15 protein-coding genes are annotated in these 13,886 nt (G+C 74.9%); 5 read left to right on the top strand and 10 right to left on the bottom strand.

Annotation, left to right across the window (positions count from 1 at the left end):
* Positions 1-118: 118 nt before the first annotated feature.
* The gene (locus ABD811_RS17605; protein ID WP_344948382.1) at positions 119-1,552 is read left to right on the top strand and encodes a DEAD/DEAH box helicase; all 1,434 of its coding nucleotides are present in this window, start codon (positions 119-121) and stop codon (positions 1,550-1,552) included.
* Positions 1,553-1,694: 142 nt separating this feature from the next.
* Here the strand turns inward: ABD811_RS17605 and ABD811_RS17600 are convergent, their stop codons facing one another.
* The 8 genes from ABD811_RS17600 to ABD811_RS17565 form a co-directional block, all read right to left on the bottom strand.
* Positions 1,695-2,606: an ABC transporter substrate-binding protein gene (locus ABD811_RS17600; protein ID WP_344948380.1), complete on the bottom strand. Its 912-nt coding sequence runs from the start codon at positions 2,604-2,606 to the stop codon at positions 1,695-1,697.
* A complete protein-coding gene (locus ABD811_RS17595; RefSeq protein WP_344948377.1) occupies positions 2,603-3,802 on the bottom strand; it encodes an LLM class flavin-dependent oxidoreductase in 1,200 nt (399 codons plus the stop codon). Before ABD811_RS17595 ends, ABD811_RS17600 begins: the two co-directional genes overlap by 4 nt.
* A complete protein-coding gene (locus tag ABD811_RS17590) occupies positions 3,799-4,719 on the bottom strand; it encodes an LLM class flavin-dependent oxidoreductase (RefSeq protein WP_344948375.1) in 921 nt (306 codons plus the stop codon). The genes ABD811_RS17595 and ABD811_RS17590 overlap by 4 nt, the downstream gene beginning before the upstream one ends.
* Positions 4,716-5,747, bottom strand: a complete 1,032-nt coding sequence (locus tag ABD811_RS17585; RefSeq protein ID WP_344948372.1) for an ABC transporter substrate-binding protein — start codon at positions 5,745-5,747, stop codon at positions 4,716-4,718. The genes ABD811_RS17590 and ABD811_RS17585 overlap by 4 nt, the downstream gene beginning before the upstream one ends.
* Before the next feature lie 11 nt (positions 5,748-5,758).
* On the bottom strand, positions 5,759-6,484 hold the full coding sequence (locus tag ABD811_RS17580; protein ID WP_344948370.1) for an ABC transporter ATP-binding protein: 726 nt from the start codon (positions 6,482-6,484) through the stop codon (positions 5,759-5,761).
* Complete coding sequence (locus tag ABD811_RS17575) at positions 6,481-7,323, bottom strand: ABC transporter permease (RefSeq protein ID WP_344948505.1); 843 nt, start codon at positions 7,321-7,323, stop codon at positions 6,481-6,483. Before ABD811_RS17575 ends, ABD811_RS17580 begins: the two co-directional genes overlap by 4 nt.
* A gap of 2 nt (positions 7,324-7,325) precedes the next feature.
* Complete coding sequence (locus ABD811_RS17570; protein ID WP_344948367.1) at positions 7,326-8,387, bottom strand: NrtA/SsuA/CpmA family ABC transporter substrate-binding protein; 1,062 nt, start codon at positions 8,385-8,387, stop codon at positions 7,326-7,328.
* Between the two features lie 309 nt (positions 8,388-8,696).
* Positions 8,697-9,626 carry a cyclase family protein gene (locus ABD811_RS17565; RefSeq protein WP_344948365.1) on the bottom strand — a complete coding sequence of 310 codons (930 nt, stop codon included), beginning with the start codon at positions 9,624-9,626 and terminating at the stop codon, positions 8,697-8,699.
* 35 nt (positions 9,627-9,661) lie between these two features.
* On the opposite strand from ABD811_RS17565, the gene ABD811_RS17560 reads away from it, so the two are divergent.
* On the top strand, positions 9,662-10,849 hold the full coding sequence (locus ABD811_RS17560) for a serine hydrolase domain-containing protein (RefSeq protein ID WP_344948362.1): 1,188 nt from the start codon (positions 9,662-9,664) through the stop codon (positions 10,847-10,849).
* A gap of 25 nt (positions 10,850-10,874) precedes the next feature.
* On the opposite strand, the gene ABD811_RS17555 is transcribed toward ABD811_RS17560, so the two are convergent.
* A complete protein-coding gene (locus ABD811_RS17555; RefSeq protein WP_344948360.1) occupies positions 10,875-11,609 on the bottom strand; it encodes an SDR family NAD(P)-dependent oxidoreductase in 735 nt (244 codons plus the stop codon).
* Positions 11,606-12,232, bottom strand: coding sequence for an isochorismatase family protein (locus ABD811_RS17550; RefSeq protein ID WP_344948357.1), 627 nt, complete (start codon positions 12,230-12,232; stop codon positions 11,606-11,608). The genes ABD811_RS17555 and ABD811_RS17550 overlap by 4 nt, the downstream gene beginning before the upstream one ends.
* Before the next feature lie 51 nt (positions 12,233-12,283).
* Here ABD811_RS17550 and nfi point away from each other — a divergent pair, with 51 nt between their 5' ends.
* From nfi to ABD811_RS17535, 3 genes are all read left to right on the top strand, one after another.
* Positions 12,284-12,985, top strand: a complete 702-nt coding sequence (gene nfi, locus ABD811_RS17545) for a deoxyribonuclease V (protein WP_344948354.1) — start codon at positions 12,284-12,286, stop codon at positions 12,983-12,985.
* An 89-nt stretch (positions 12,986-13,074) separates the two neighbouring features.
* A complete protein-coding gene (locus tag ABD811_RS17540) occupies positions 13,075-13,476 on the top strand; it encodes a Zn-ribbon domain-containing OB-fold protein (RefSeq protein WP_344948351.1) in 402 nt (133 codons plus the stop codon).
* The gene (locus ABD811_RS17535; protein ID WP_344948348.1) at positions 13,473-13,817 is read left to right on the top strand and encodes a VOC family protein; all 345 of its coding nucleotides are present in this window, start codon (positions 13,473-13,475) and stop codon (positions 13,815-13,817) included. Before ABD811_RS17540 ends, ABD811_RS17535 begins: the two co-directional genes overlap by 4 nt.
* Positions 13,818-13,886: the final 69 nt, after the last annotated feature.

The following is a 13,886-nucleotide window of genomic DNA, read 5'->3' as shown; positions in this document are numbered from 1 at the left end:
CCGTCCGTCACCATCCCTGGTTCGTTCTTGAGACTTCTTCGCACGGCCTCCTACGGCCGTACCGCACCGCGCGGCGGAGCGTTCCTCGATACGTGCCACACCGAGGAAGGCCCTTCGCATGGCCCATGACACCCGCACGTCCCGCACCCGGCCCGCGCGTCTCCGCGGCCGCAGCCGCCGCCGTCCCGCCACCGGGCGGCAGGGGAACGGCGATCTCCCGCTCGATCTCCCGCTCGCACGGAGCGCCACGCCGGTCCTGCCGCCGGCCGCCTCCTTCGCGGACCTGGACATGCCGGCGGCGCTCCTCGCGACGCTGACGCGCCAGGGCGTCACCGAACCGTTCCCCATCCAGGCGGCCGCGCTGCCGGACGCGTTGCGCGGCCGGGACGTCCTCGGCCGCGGCCGGACCGGTTCCGGCAAGACCCTGACCTTCGGGCTGGCCCTGCTCGCCCGCACCACGGGACGGCAGGCCGCGCCACGGCGGCCGCTGGGACTGGTGCTCGTCCCCACGCGGGAACTCGCGCAGCAGGTCACCGACGCCCTCACCCCCTACGCCCGCGCCGTGGGGCTGCGGCTGACGACCGTCGTCGGCGGCCTGTCCCTGGCCCGTCAGGCGAGCGCGCTCGGACGGGGCACGGAGATCCTGGTCGCCACCCCCGGGCGGCTCGCCGACCTGATCGACCGTGGCGACTGCCGGCTGGACGGGGTGCGCGTCACCGTCCTGGACGAGGCCGACCAGATGGCCGACATGGGGTTCCTGCCCCAGGTCACCGCGCTGCTCGACCAGGTCGCGCCCGACGGGCAGCGGATGCTGTTCTCCGCGACCCTCGACCGCGACGTCGACCGGCTGGTCCGCCGCTTCCTCGACGACCCGGTCGTCCACTCGGTCGACCCCCCGGCGGGCGCCGTCACCACGATGGAGCACCACCTGCTGCACGTCACCGAGGACGACAAGCACGACGCCACCGCGCACATCGCCGCCCGCGAGGGCCGGGTCATCATGTTCGTCGCCAAGAAGCACGCCGCCGACCGGCTGACCCGCAAGCTGCTGTCGACCGGGGTGCACGCCGCCGCGCTCCACGGCGGCAAGTCGCAGTCCCAGCGCGACCGCGCCCTCGGCGGCTTCCGCGACGGGCGGGTGAGCGTGCTGGTCGCCACCAACGTGGCCGCCCGCGGCATCCACATCGACGACCTCGACCTGGTGGTCAATGTCGACCCGCCCGCCGACCACAAGGACTACCTGCACCGCGGGGGCCGTACGGCCCGCGCCGGGAGGACGGGAACCGTGGTCACCCTCGTCCTGCCCGCCCAGCGCCGCGACATGGACCGCCTCATGGCCGCCGCCGGGATCACCCCGCGCGTCGCCACCGTCCGCCCCGGAGACCACGAACTGGCGCGCATCACCGGCGCCCGGCCGCCGTCCGGTGTTCCCGTCACCGTCACCGTCACCGTCGCGGCGCCGTCGCCCGACGGCCGCCGGCCGGGACCCAGCCGCCGTTCCTCCACTCCCAGGCGCGCGGCACGCCGCAGGACGTCGTCCAGGAACTCCTGACCCGCCACGCCCGGCGTCAGGGCACACGACCATGGCACCGCGCATGGCCGCCGTCCGGATGTAGCGGCGGCGCCCACTCCCGCTCCTGACGTTCGCGGGAGGGGACGGGGGCGCCGCGCCCCCGTCCCCGCGGGCCGGGCGGTCAGCGCGCCGAGGCGGTGACCAGGTCGGCCAGCTCCGGCAGCACCGCGTCCGCCACAGTGATCTTCCGGTCGAGCAGCCCACTGGCGTGGAACAGGTCGGCGGCGCGCTGCTGCTCGGCGACGAACTCCTCGGTCACCGGGTTCAGCCCGAACGGGCGGTTGCGCAGCGCGTGCTCCCACTCGTCCAGGTCGCCGCCGTCGTCGGCGGCGAACAGCCGGGCGGCCTCGCGCGGGTTCTCGCGGACCCAGGCGTCCGACTCCTGCAGCGCGGCGACGATCGCGGCCAGCTCGTCGCGGTGGCGGGTGGCGAAGTCGCGGCGGGTGAACCACAGCGAGCGGTGGCTGAACAGTCCGTCGGTCTCGATCAGCGTCCGCAGCGCCGCCTCGCGCTCCAGCCCGGCCAGCCGCGGGTAGTAGCCGGTCCAGGCGTCGACCTTGCCGTCCAGCAGCAGCTGCGCGCCCTCGGGCCCGGCCTCCACCGGCTCGATGTCGGCCCAGGTGAGCCCGGCCCGGTCGAGCGCGAACAGCAGCAGCGTCGTCTGCCAGGAGCCGTGGCCGAGCGCGACCCTCTTGCCGGCCAGGTCGGCCGGGGAGGCGATGCCGGAGTCCGCCAGCGCGACGAGCCGTCCGTTGTTCACGCGCGGCCCGGAGATCGCCACGTAGACGATGTCGTGGCCCTTGCCCTGCGCGGTGACCGGCGGGGTGGAGCCGGTGCCGATGAAGTCGTAGCCGCCGTCGAACAGGTGGTCGCCGTGCGCGGACGGCAGGCCCTCGGTGGGGGCGGGACGGTCACCGGCGGGCAGCGACCGCAGGTCCACCCACTCCACGTCCGGCAGCGACCGCTCCAGGATGCCCCGGTGCCGCAGCACCCACAGGGAGTTGTTGTTGGGGAAGAAGCCGACACGGGTCATCGGGAGATTCCTTTCGCTTCGAGAGTGGGGACGGACGCGTTCGCGCCGGCGTCCGGACGGCCGCCGCGCAGCAGCGGAAGCACGTGTTCACCGACCCGGTGGGCCTCCTCCAGGTGCGGCACCCCGGCGAGGATGAACGCGTCCACGCCGAGCGCGATCAGCTCGTCGAGCCGGGCGGCGACCTGCGCGTAGCTGCCGACCAGTCCGAACGCCGGGCCGCCGCGCAGCAGGTGGAAGCCGCCCCACACGTTGGGGCTCGCCTCCAGCTCGCGGTACTCGCGCACCGGCCAGTCGATGAACGACTGGCCGCGCAGCCAGCCCACCGAGTCGCCGCTCGCCTCGGGTCCCCGCAGCAGCTCGGGGTCGACGTGCCGCCAGCCGCGCCGGATCTCCTCCCACGCCTCGTCCTCGGTCTCGCGGGCCAGCACGTCGATGCGCACGGCGAACCGCGGGGACCGGCCGATCGCGGCGCTGTGCTCGCGGACCTGGTCGAACTTGGCGGCCAGCGCGGGGAACGGCTCCAGCCACGACAGGTAGTGGTCGGCGTGCCGCCCGGCGGCCTCGATCGCCGCCCGCGACGACCCGGAGAAGTAGATCTCGGGGAACGGCTGCCCGGCCAGGCGTTCGGGCAGGCCCGCGCCCTCGACCCGGTAGAAGCGGCCGTGGTGGGTGAACGGGCCGCCGTCCCACACGCCCTTGAGCACGTCCAGGAACTCCGAGGTGCGGGCGTAGCGGTCGTCGTGCCCGACCTTGTCGCCCCACCACAGCTGGGCGGGCCCGCCGCCGCCGGAGATGATGTTGTAGACGACGCGTCCGCCGGTGGCGCGCTGCAGGCTCGCCGACATCCGCGCGGCCTGCACCGGGTGCAGGAACCCCGGCTGGAAGGCGATCATGAACCGGTAGGTGGTGGTCTCGCGGGCCAGGCTCGCGGCCGCCGCCCACGGGTCGTCGGTGAACGGGAAGGAGGGCAGCAGCCCGCCGACGAACCCCGACAGCTCGGTGGCGCGCGCCACGTCGGCCATGTGGTCCAGGTGGCTGTACCCGTCGGGCCGGCCGCCGCGCAGTCCGGGGGTGATGCTGCCCGGCACGACCGGCGACCAGTCGCCCCGGCTCACCAGTCGGCGGCGCAGCGACCGCTGGTCGCCGTGCGTGCCGATGCGCCAGTAGATGTCGATCGAGTCACTCGCCCCGGTCATTTCACGTGCTCCCGTGCGAACAGGGGCAGCAGCCGCTCCCCCAGCCGGTAGGTCTCCTCCACGTGCGGCTCGGTCTCCAGCACGAAGGTGCCGACGCCCCGGTCGACGTAGCGGCGCAGCTCGTCGGCGACCTGCTCGAACGACCCGGCGAGCGCGTGCTCGGGGACGCCGCGGACGGCGCGCGCCTCGTCCTCGTCCTCGCGCGCCACGACCGTCAGCCGCAGCCCGTAGGCGACGGTGCGGCCGTGCTCGGCGGCGCGCGCGCCGAGGTCGGCGACGAGCGCGTCGACGTCGTCGGTGACGTCGAAGACGTGCACGTCGGCGTGCCTGGCCGACAGGTCGAGCGCCTCCTCCGAGGCGCCGGACAGGTGGACGGGCGGGAAGCGCCGCCCCGCCAGCGGCCCCTGGAAGCCGCCCGCGAGCACCTGGAAGAACCGGCCCTCGTAGGTGTAGTCCTCGTGCTCCCACACTCCCTTGGCGATCGTCAGGAACTCGTCGGCGCGCGCGTACCGGTCCGGGCCGTCCAGGAAGTCGCCCTGGGCGCGTGCCGTCACCGGGTCCAGGTCGACGACCGGCCACCAGCCGAACCGGTCCCCGGTGAACCGCTGCAGCGAGGCCGACAGCTTCGCCGCGTACACCGGGGTGCCGACGCCGGGGTGGAAGCCGGCGACGCCGTGCAGCCAGCGGTTGGCGCGCAGCAGCCCGGCCACCACGACCAGCGCCTCCTCCGCGTCGTGCGCGAAGGGGGCGACGACGCCGTCGAAGCCGGTGACCTCGGCGGCGCGGCCCACCTCGGCGATCGTGTCGAACGCCCCGTAGCGGTCCCGGCGGGTGTCGGTGACGAACGAGGGCAGCGGCGCCGGGTCGGCGTACGGGCCGACCGTCGGCAGCGTGAGCAGGAACCTGGGCGCCGTCATGCCGCCCTCCTCTCGGTGACCTCGCGCAGCGGCTCGGGCGCGGCCCACGCGTGCACGTCCACGTCGGCGGCGAGGAAGCCGTGCAGCAGCAGGAAGTCCTTCTGCCGCACGAGCAGGTCGAGGCGTTCGGGTGACAGGTCGGGACGCAGCGTGCGGTGGAACCCGTCGCGGTAGGCGGTGCGCACGCCCGCCCGGCCCGACCGGGTCTCCCCGGCGAGGATCTCGCGGACGCCGTCCAGGTTGGCGGCGGCCCAGTCGGCCGCGCGCAGCGTCTGGGCGAGGAACGCGGTCACCAGTTCGGGCCGCTCGTCCAGCAGCCGCTCGTGCACGGTGATCGGGCGCGGGGTGCCGTTGTTGACGCGGGTTGCGGGGTCGGGGTGGGCGTCCAGGTCGACGCCGACGACCAGGCCGAGTTCGGCGGCCTGCTCGGCGGCGCGGGCGCCCTTGACGTAGACGGCGTCCACCTCACCGCGCGCCAGCTCGTCCAGGCCGGGCCACGACAGGCGGCGTTCGCGCGCGTCGCGTCCCACCGACGGCGAGATGTCGGCGGTGACCTCGACGAACGTCACGTCGTCGAGGGTGAGGCCGCCCTGGGCGAGCGCACCCTTGACGCCGTGCAGCGCCATCGCGCGCGGGAAGCTCTGCGCCTTCGTCCGCGCCCAGCCGGGCAGCGCGACCCGTGCGCCGCGCAGGTCCCGCGGCCCGTCGACGCCCGAGCCGGGCCGCACGAGGATCGACTGCCACTCCTCGATCCAGGTCAGCCCGATCAGCCGGGTCGGCGCGCCCTCGGCGCGGGCGGCCAGCGCCGGGACGTTGCCGCCCTCGCGGAAAAGCCCGGGCAGGTCGTGGTCGAAGTGGTGGCGGGCCAGGTCGGGTCCGGCGTCCTGCAGGACGCCCACCTCCAGCCCGTACGGCGCGAACGCCTCGGCCAGCCAGCCGTGCCGGTGGGCCAGGCCGCTGGCGGTGGGCACCGGGCAGCGCGTGAACCAGATCTTGTCGATGTCACGTTCGTTGGCATGCGTGGGCATGCGGCGGCTCCTCATGGGGATGACAGGGCGACGCCCAGGTGGGTCAGCAGCTCGCGGCGGTGCTCCAGCACCGCCGGGTCGGCCGTGCCCGACAGGGCGTCGCGGGGACGGGGCAGGTCGATGGCACGGTCCACGGCGAACGCGCCGTCGCGCAGCACGGCGACGCGGTCGGCGAGCCGCACCGCCTCGTCCACGTCGTGGGTGACCAGCACGACCGCCGGACGGTGCCGGGCGCACAGCTCGGCCACCAGGTCCTGGGCCTGCAGGCGGGTCAGGGCGTCCAGGGCGGCGAACGGCTCGTCCAGCAGCAGCACGCGCGGGTCGCGCACGAGCGCGCGGGCCAGCGCCACCCGCTGCGCCTCGCCGCCGGACAGGGTGGCGGGCCAGTCGCGTTCTCGTCCGGCCAGGCCGACCTCGGCGAGCGCGCGGCGGCCCTTGTCGCGCGCCGAGCGCGGCAGGCCGAGCGTGACGTTGGCCAGCACGCGCTTGGCCACCACCAGCCGGGGTTCCTGGTAGACGGTGGTGACGCGCGGCGCGGTCAGCACGGTGCCCGCGTCGGGCCGTTCCAGCCCGGCCAGCAGGCGCAGCAACGTGGTCTTCCCGGTGCCGCTCGGGCCGAGCAGCGCGACGAACTCGCCGCGCCGCACGTCCAGGTCGACGCCGTCCAGGACGGTGGCGGCGCCGAACCTCTTGGTCAGGCCGCGCACGCGCACGGCCACCTCGCCGGGGCCGCTCATCGCGCCGTCACCTGCCCCCGCCAGGGCGTGACGAGCCGTTCGGCGCCGCGGATCACCAGGTCGATGAGCAGCCCGAGCAGCGCGTAGATCAGGATGCACAGCACCATGTAGTCGTTGCGGTAGTACTGCTGCGCGAGCGTCACCAGGTAGCCGACGCCCTCGGTGGCGCCGAGCTGCTCGGCGGCGATCAGGCCGGTGAGCGACACCGACAGGCTGATCCGCAGCGCCATCAGCACGCTCGGCAGCGCGGACGGGATGACGACCGACACGGCCAGCCGGGGGCCGCGCAGCCCGAAGCCGCGGGCGGCCTCCACCACCTTGCGGTCGACGCTGCGCACGCCGAGGTAGGTGTAGGCGTACATGGGCGCGGACGCGGCGACCGCGATCAGCACGACCTTGAACGTCTCGCCGACGCCGAACCAGGAGATGAACAGCGGCACCAGCGCCAGGAACGGCACCGCCCGCTTCATCTGCAGGGTCGGGTCGATCAGTTCCTCGGCGAGGGCCGACAGGCCGGCGGCCACGCCGAGCAGCAGCCCCGCGCCGCAGCCCAGCAGCACGCCGAGGCCCGCGCGGCGCGCCGAGGCGAGGACGTAGTCGGCGAGCTGCCCGGTGGAGACCAGCTCCTTGAGGGCGGACAGCACCTCGCCGGGGCCGGTCAGCACGTCCGGGGGGATGCGTCCGCTGCCCGAGCCCCACCACCAGGCGACCAGCAGCGCCAGCGGAACCGACAGCCGGACGGCCAGCGACACCGCCGGGCGGCGTCGCCGCCGGCCCAGCCAGGCGGGTTCGCGCAGTTCCGTGGTGTCCGGTGGCGCGGGCGCGGCCACCTTCTCCATGGTCACTGCGCCCCCAGCTTGAACAGGACGTCCTCGGGGCGGATCTCGCCCGGCAGCACGCCCTGCTCGCGGAACAGGCCGGCGACCGCCGCGACGTGCTCGCCGTCGGCGTCGGTGACGGGGCGCGGCACGTTCTGGTGGCGGGCGGAGGCGAGCGCGTCGTTCAGCCGCGTCCCGGACACGGCGGTCGGGCCCTTGTCGAGGAAGACGTTCTGGAACTTCTCCGGTGTGCGCTTCTCCTGCTCGGTCAGCTCGCGCACCACGTCCAGGAAGGTCTGCACGGCGCGCGGGTTCGCCTGGAGCAGCTCGGTCCGGGCGGCCCAGATGTTGAGGTCCTGGTCGGGCAGGTCGCGGCCGTGCACCAGGACCCGGGCGCCCTTGGCGACGGCCTCGGGGTAGGCGTCGACGATCGCCCACCAGGCGTCCACCTTGCCGGTGGCGAACGCCGACGCGCCCTGCACCGGGTTGAGGTAGACGCGCTGGACCTGCGAGGCCGGGACGCCCGCCTGCTTGAGCGCGAGCAGCAGCAGGTACTCGCCGCGTCCGGCCTTGTTGACCGCGACGCGCCTGCCGGCCAGGTCGCGCACGGACCGGATGGGGCTGTCCGGCTTGACGACCAGGCCGTCCTCCTGCGGCGCGGCCTTGTCGGTGACGCGGTCGGTCGCGGCGAAGATGCGCAAGTCGCGGCCGTTGGCGAGGTAGCCGACCGCAGGGGAGATCGCGCCTTCCAGAACGTTCACCGATCCGGACCGCACCGCGTCGATGGTCGCGGTGAACGAGGCGTAGGAGCCGCCCCACTCCACCCGCGCGCCGACGGCCTTCAGCCGCTGGTCCAGGATCTTCTCGCGCTTGGCGTAGGCGAGCACGCCCGCGTTGCCGGGGTCCTTGAGTTTGATCACCGTGCCGGGGCCGGAGCCGCCTCCCCCGGCGTTGGCCGACCCGCCGCACGCGGCGGCCAGGCCCAGCGGCAGGGCCAGCAGCGCGGCGAGGGCGGCGCGGGCGAACGGTCTCAGGCGATGGCGGGGGCTCTTGCCGGGGGACGTGGACAGGACGGATCTCGACATGGCTGACGTGGCCCTTCACGGGTCGTGCGAGCAGGCCGACGGGGCGCCCGGGCGGACGCCGGGGCGCATGCGGCGGCAGGGCTCGCGGAGAGAACTGGGAGGAGGAGGGAGGGAAGCCGAGGCCGGATCAGCTACAGAGAGTGCTGTCCAGCCGCATGAGATCGACCACGCGCCGGACGGTCAGTGCGTGCGCCATATTCCAGATAATTCCGGTAGGGATACCAGAATGTCAACCCCGGCCACCGCGTCGACCTGCATTTCCTACCGCCGCAGTCGGTTAGCAAGGCTCACGACGGCCCGGGGAACGGCTCACAGGACGGCGATCGGGTTGATCGGGCTGGCGGTGCCGCCCTCGATGCGCAGCGGGGCCGCGACGAACAGGAACTCGGCGCGTCCGGCTCCGGCCAGCTCCTCCAGCCACAGCATCTCGGCCAGGTGGACGCCGTGCCGCCACAGCAGGATCATGTGCAGGTCGTCGGCGAGGCCCTCGTCGGCGAGCTGGCGCTCGTTGAGCCCGCCGATCGCGGCGTTGTCGGCGGCGACCATGCCGACGTCGTGTCCGGCCAGCCAGCGGCCGCCGTCGGCGCTCAGGCCCGGCTGCCCGGCCCAGTAGCCGTCCGGCCCCTCCTCCTGCCAGGTCAGCGGCCAGCCGGTGCGGACGACGGCGACGTCACCGGGGCGCAGCTCGGTGCCGGCCGCGTCCAGGCACGCCCGCAGCTCGTCGGGGCCGATCCGGTCGGCCGCCGCCAGGTGCGGGACGCCGCGCAGCCCCGCCACATCGAACAGCACGCCCCGCGCCACCACCGGCCCGGCCTTGTCGATGCCGCACCGCTGCGCCCCGTAGGAGCGCACCCGTCCGGCCGGATGCCCGTTGTAGAGCTCGTCGCCCGACCACATGTGGCACAGCGCGTCCATGTGCGTCGTGGTGCCGTGCGGCGTGACGACCAGCGCGTCGTCGGCCATCCGCAGTCCCGCGCCGATCGCCCGCGCGCCCGCCGCGTAGTCGCCGCCGTCCACGGACATGAAGTGCTGCGGCAGCGGCCTGCCCCGCAGGTGCGGGACGGTCGTGGGCGCGGGCGAGGAGGTGGCGCCGCGGATCGGCATCGCCAGGCTCACCACGCGCCCCTCCCGCACGCACCGGGCCGCCGCCACGACCGCCTCCGGGGTCAGCAGGTTGAGGGTGCCGCGCTCGTCGTCGGCGCCCCAGCGCCCCCAGTTGCCATACTGTTCGAACGTCATTCGGTGAAACCTTCCTCGACGAGCGGAGCGGGAACGTGGCGCAGACGGCGGTACAGGGACAGTGCGATCCGGCCTTCGCGGCGGTACGGGACGTCTTCGAGCGGCACTTCGCCGACGGGCTGGAGCTGGGCGCGGCCGTCGCGGTGTACGCGGGCGACCGCAAGGTGGTGGACCTGTGGGGCGGCGTGGCCGACCGGCGCACCGGACGCGAGTGGCGGGCCGACACCCCGTGCTTCGCGTTCTCCTGCACCAAGGCGCTCACCGCCACGGCGGCCCTGCTGCTGGCCGAGCGCGGCGCCTACGACGTCGACGGCCCGGTGACGGCGTGGTGGCCGGAGTTCGGCACGCACGGCAAGGAGGGCACGACGGCGGCGCACCTGCTGTCCCACCAGGCGGGGCTGCCCGCGTTCGCCCGTCCGGTCTCCGCCGAGGAGGCCGCGGACCCGGCCGCGCTGGCGGCCGAGCTGGCGGCGCAGGAGCCCGAGTGGACGCCCGGCGAGGGCCACGGCTACCACGCGCTGACGTACGGGTGGCTCGCCGGCGAGATCGTCCGGCGGCTGTCGGGGCGGCCGGTCGGGACGTTCGTGAAGGAGGAGTTCGCCGGGGACCTCGACCTCTGGATCGGCGCCCCCGACGACGTCATCGAACGCGGCGCCAAGCTGACCGCCGCGCGGCGCGGCCAGGCCCCGGACGGCGGGCGGCCGGCGCAGGACGCCCCGGTCCCGGATGCCTCGTCGCTGGAGCGGCTGGCGAAGGCGGCGGCCGATCCCGGCAGCCGGCTCAACCGGGCGCTCAACAACCCGCATCCCGGCAAGGGCGGCTTCAACAACCCGGTCGTGCTGCGGGCGGGCTGGCCGGGCGCGGGGATGATGACGACGGCGGCGGGCATGGCGGGCTTCTACCGCGACCTTGCGGCCGGGCGGATCCTGCGGCCCGCCACGCTGCGCGAGGCCATCAGGCCCCGCGTGCACGGCCCCGACCGCACGATGGTCCTCGAGACCGCGTTCGGGCTCGGCTACATGCGGCCGGCCTCCCCGTTCCGCGTCCCGGCGGCCGGCCGCGCGTCGGCGTTCGGGCACGGCGGCGCGGGCGGGTCGATCGGGCTGGGCGACGCCGAGGCCGGGCTGGCGCTGGCGTACCTGCCCAACCTGATGGGCGACGGGCTGACCGGCGACGCGCGCGCCTTCCGCCTGATCGAGGCCGCCTACGCCTGTCTCGCCTGAGCCCACCCCCATCAGACCGGCGCCATCAGTGCATGGTGATGCCGCCGCTGACCGACACGGTCTGGCCGGTGATGTAGGCGGCGCGGTCGGTGCACAGGAACGCGACGAGCCCGGCGACGTCGTCCGGGCGGCCGATGCGGCGCAGCGGGATCTGCCTGGCGAGCTTGTCCAGCAGCCCGGGGTGCCGGTCGGACACCGCCCGGACCATCGGGGTGTCGGTCGGGCCGGGGCAGACGACGTTGCTGGTGACGCCGCCGCGCGCGGCCTCCCGGGCGAGGGTCTTGGCGAGGCCGAACAGCCCCGCCTTGGTGGCCGCGTAGGCGCCCTCGCCGCCGGAGCCCGCGCGCGCACCGTCGGAGGAGACGAACACCAGGCGCCCCCAGCCGCGTTCGGTCATGCCCGGCAGCAGCGCCCTGGTGAGCTGCATGGGGGCGCGCAGGTTCACCTTCCACATCAGGTCCCAGTGGGCGGGGTCGCTGTCGGTGAACGGCTCGACGATGCTGACGCCCGCGTTGTGCACGAGCACGTCGACGCGCCCCACCCCGGCGGTGAAGCGGTCGATGTCGCCGGGGTCGGCGAGGTCGACGCGGTGGGCGGTCCCGCCGACGGCCTCGGCGGCCTCCTCGGCGGCGGCGCCGTCGAGGTCGGCGACGACGACGTGGGCGCCGAGGGACGCCAGGTCGGCGCAGACGGCCCGGCCGATGCCCCCGGCGCCGCCGGTGACGACCGCGACGCGCCCGTCCAGGGTCAGTCCGTTCACGCGGTCCTCCAGGCGGCGGCGAGGTCGGTGCTGGTGGCGCGGGCGGCCAGCAGGGCGACGGTGTTGGCCATGACGGCGTCGCCGTACTCGGCGGGCATCCCCGCGACCGCGTCGGTGACGACGACCACCCGGTAGCCGAGGTTGACCGCCTCCAGGCACAGGCCGGGGACGCCGAGGTTGAGCGACACGCCGAGGGCGACGACGGTGCGCACGCCGAGGGCGCGCAGCGTCTGGTCCAGGGACGTGCCGGTGAACGGGGAGAACCCGTGGTAGCGGCGCGACTCCAGGTCGGCCGGGTCGTACAGCTCCGGCAGCACCTCGATCGCGCCCGTGCCCTCCAGCATGTGCGCGGGGTCGCGCAGCAGTCCCCTGATGAACGGGCTGTTGCCGGTGTGGCTGCCGGCGCGGTCGGCGCGGAACGCGGCGGTGCAGTGCACGACGCGGATCCCGGCGGCGCGGGCGGCGGTGACGGCGCGGACGGCGCCCGCGGTCACCTCCCGCTCGGCGCACACCTTGACCAGGTCGGGGAAGCGGGCCAGGTCCCCGACCACGCCGCGCTGCATCTCCATGACCAGCACGGCGGTGTGGGCGGGGGCGGCCAGTGCGGCGAGATCGATCGGCACGTAAATCAATCTAGCACTTGCTTGGTAGACGGGGCCGGTAACGTCCCGTCCATGGACGTACGCGACCTGCACGGCTGGCCCGCCACCGCCGAGGAGGCCGAGGAGATCCAGGACCGGCTGCGCCCCCTGCTCGACCTGGACGGCCCGGGGCCGCAGGCGCCCCGCCTGATCGCCGGGCTGGACGTGTCGTACGAGGGCGACGGGGGCGGGCAGGGCGGACGCCTCGCCGCCGCCGTGGTCGTGCTGGACGCCGCCACGCTGGACGTGGTGGAGGAGTCGGTGGTCACCGGCACCGCCGCGTTCCCGTACGTGCCGGGCCTGCTGGCGTTCCGCGAGCTGCCCGCGCTGGTGGAGGCGCTGCGGCGGCTGTCGGCGACGCCCGACCTGCTGGTGTGCGACGGCTACGGACTGGCCCACCCGCGCCGGTTCGGCCTGGCCTGCCACCTGGGCGTGCTGACCGGGCTGCCGTCGATGGGCATCGCCAAGACCCCGTTCGTCGGCGCCTACGACCCGCCGGGAGAGCGGCGCGGCGACGCGAGCCCGGTGCGGCACGACGGCGAGGTCGTCGGGCGCGTGCTGCGGACGCGCGACGGCGTCAAGCCGGTGTTCGTGTCGGTCGGGCACCGCGTGGACCTCGACACCGCGTGCCGTCACGCCCTCGCGCTGACCCCCCGCTACCGCCTGCCGGAGACCACCCGCCGGGCCGACCGGCTGTCCCGCGACGCCCTCGCCGACCTGGCCTCGCCCGCCTGAGCCGGGCGGTCTTCCGCTGGATTGCCGACCTTCGCGAACCCGGTTCGGCGCCTTGTTCGCCAACCAAGCGTGCGCTAGGTTGGCTGGCGATGGACCGCCCGCGCCCCTCCCCCGCGCCGACGCCGCTGACCGAGCCGTACTGGACGGCCTGCCGGCGCGGCGAGCTGGTGCTCCAGCGCTGCCGGGAGTGCGCGCGGTTCGTCCACTTCCCCGAACCGTCCTGCCCGTTCTGCGGCGGCGCCGAACCGGCGTACGAGGCGGTGTCCGGACACGGCCAGGTCCACACGTTCAGCGTCGTGCACCGCAGCTTCCTTCCCGGGTTCACCCCGCCGTACGTCGTCGCGTGGATCGACCTGCCGGAGGGCGCCCGGGTGTTCGGGGACGTCACCGGCTGCCCGCCCGAGGACGTGCGGATCGGGATGCCGGTGCGGGTGACCTTCGACGACCTCGACGGCTTCGGCCCGATCCCCCACTGGAGGCCAGCAGCATGACGCGCATAGGCAACGTCCTGTACGTCGCGAAGGACGTGGACGAGGCGGTCCGCTTCTACCGCGACGCCCTGGGCCTGGCCGTGAAGTTCACCGACGGCGACCGGTTCGCCGCCTTCGACGGCGGCGGCACCACGTTCGCGGTGGCCGGGCCCGGCGAGGACGTGACCGGCGGCGTGCCCGCGGTGTCGTTCAAGGTCGACGACGTGGCCGGGGCGGTGGAGCGGCTCACCGCGGCCGGGGCGCGGCTGGTGCGCGGGCCCGAGGAGGGGCCGCACGAGATCCGCGCCGTGCTGCGCGACCCGGCCGGCAACGCGTTCGTCCTGTACTCGCCCCGCCCCTGATCGGCTGACAGGTCCCCGTTCCTCGAAGGCACGTCCCCCCGCCACCGTCCCGCGACCCCACCCCCCGAG

Source organism: Actinomadura miaoliensis (assembly GCF_039536785.1).
Classification (GTDB): domain Bacteria; phylum Actinomycetota; class Actinomycetes; order Streptosporangiales; family Streptosporangiaceae; genus Spirillospora; species Spirillospora miaoliensis.
The sequence above is the reverse complement of the archived record's forward strand: the minus strand, read 5'-3'. Positions and strand labels throughout refer to the sequence as shown.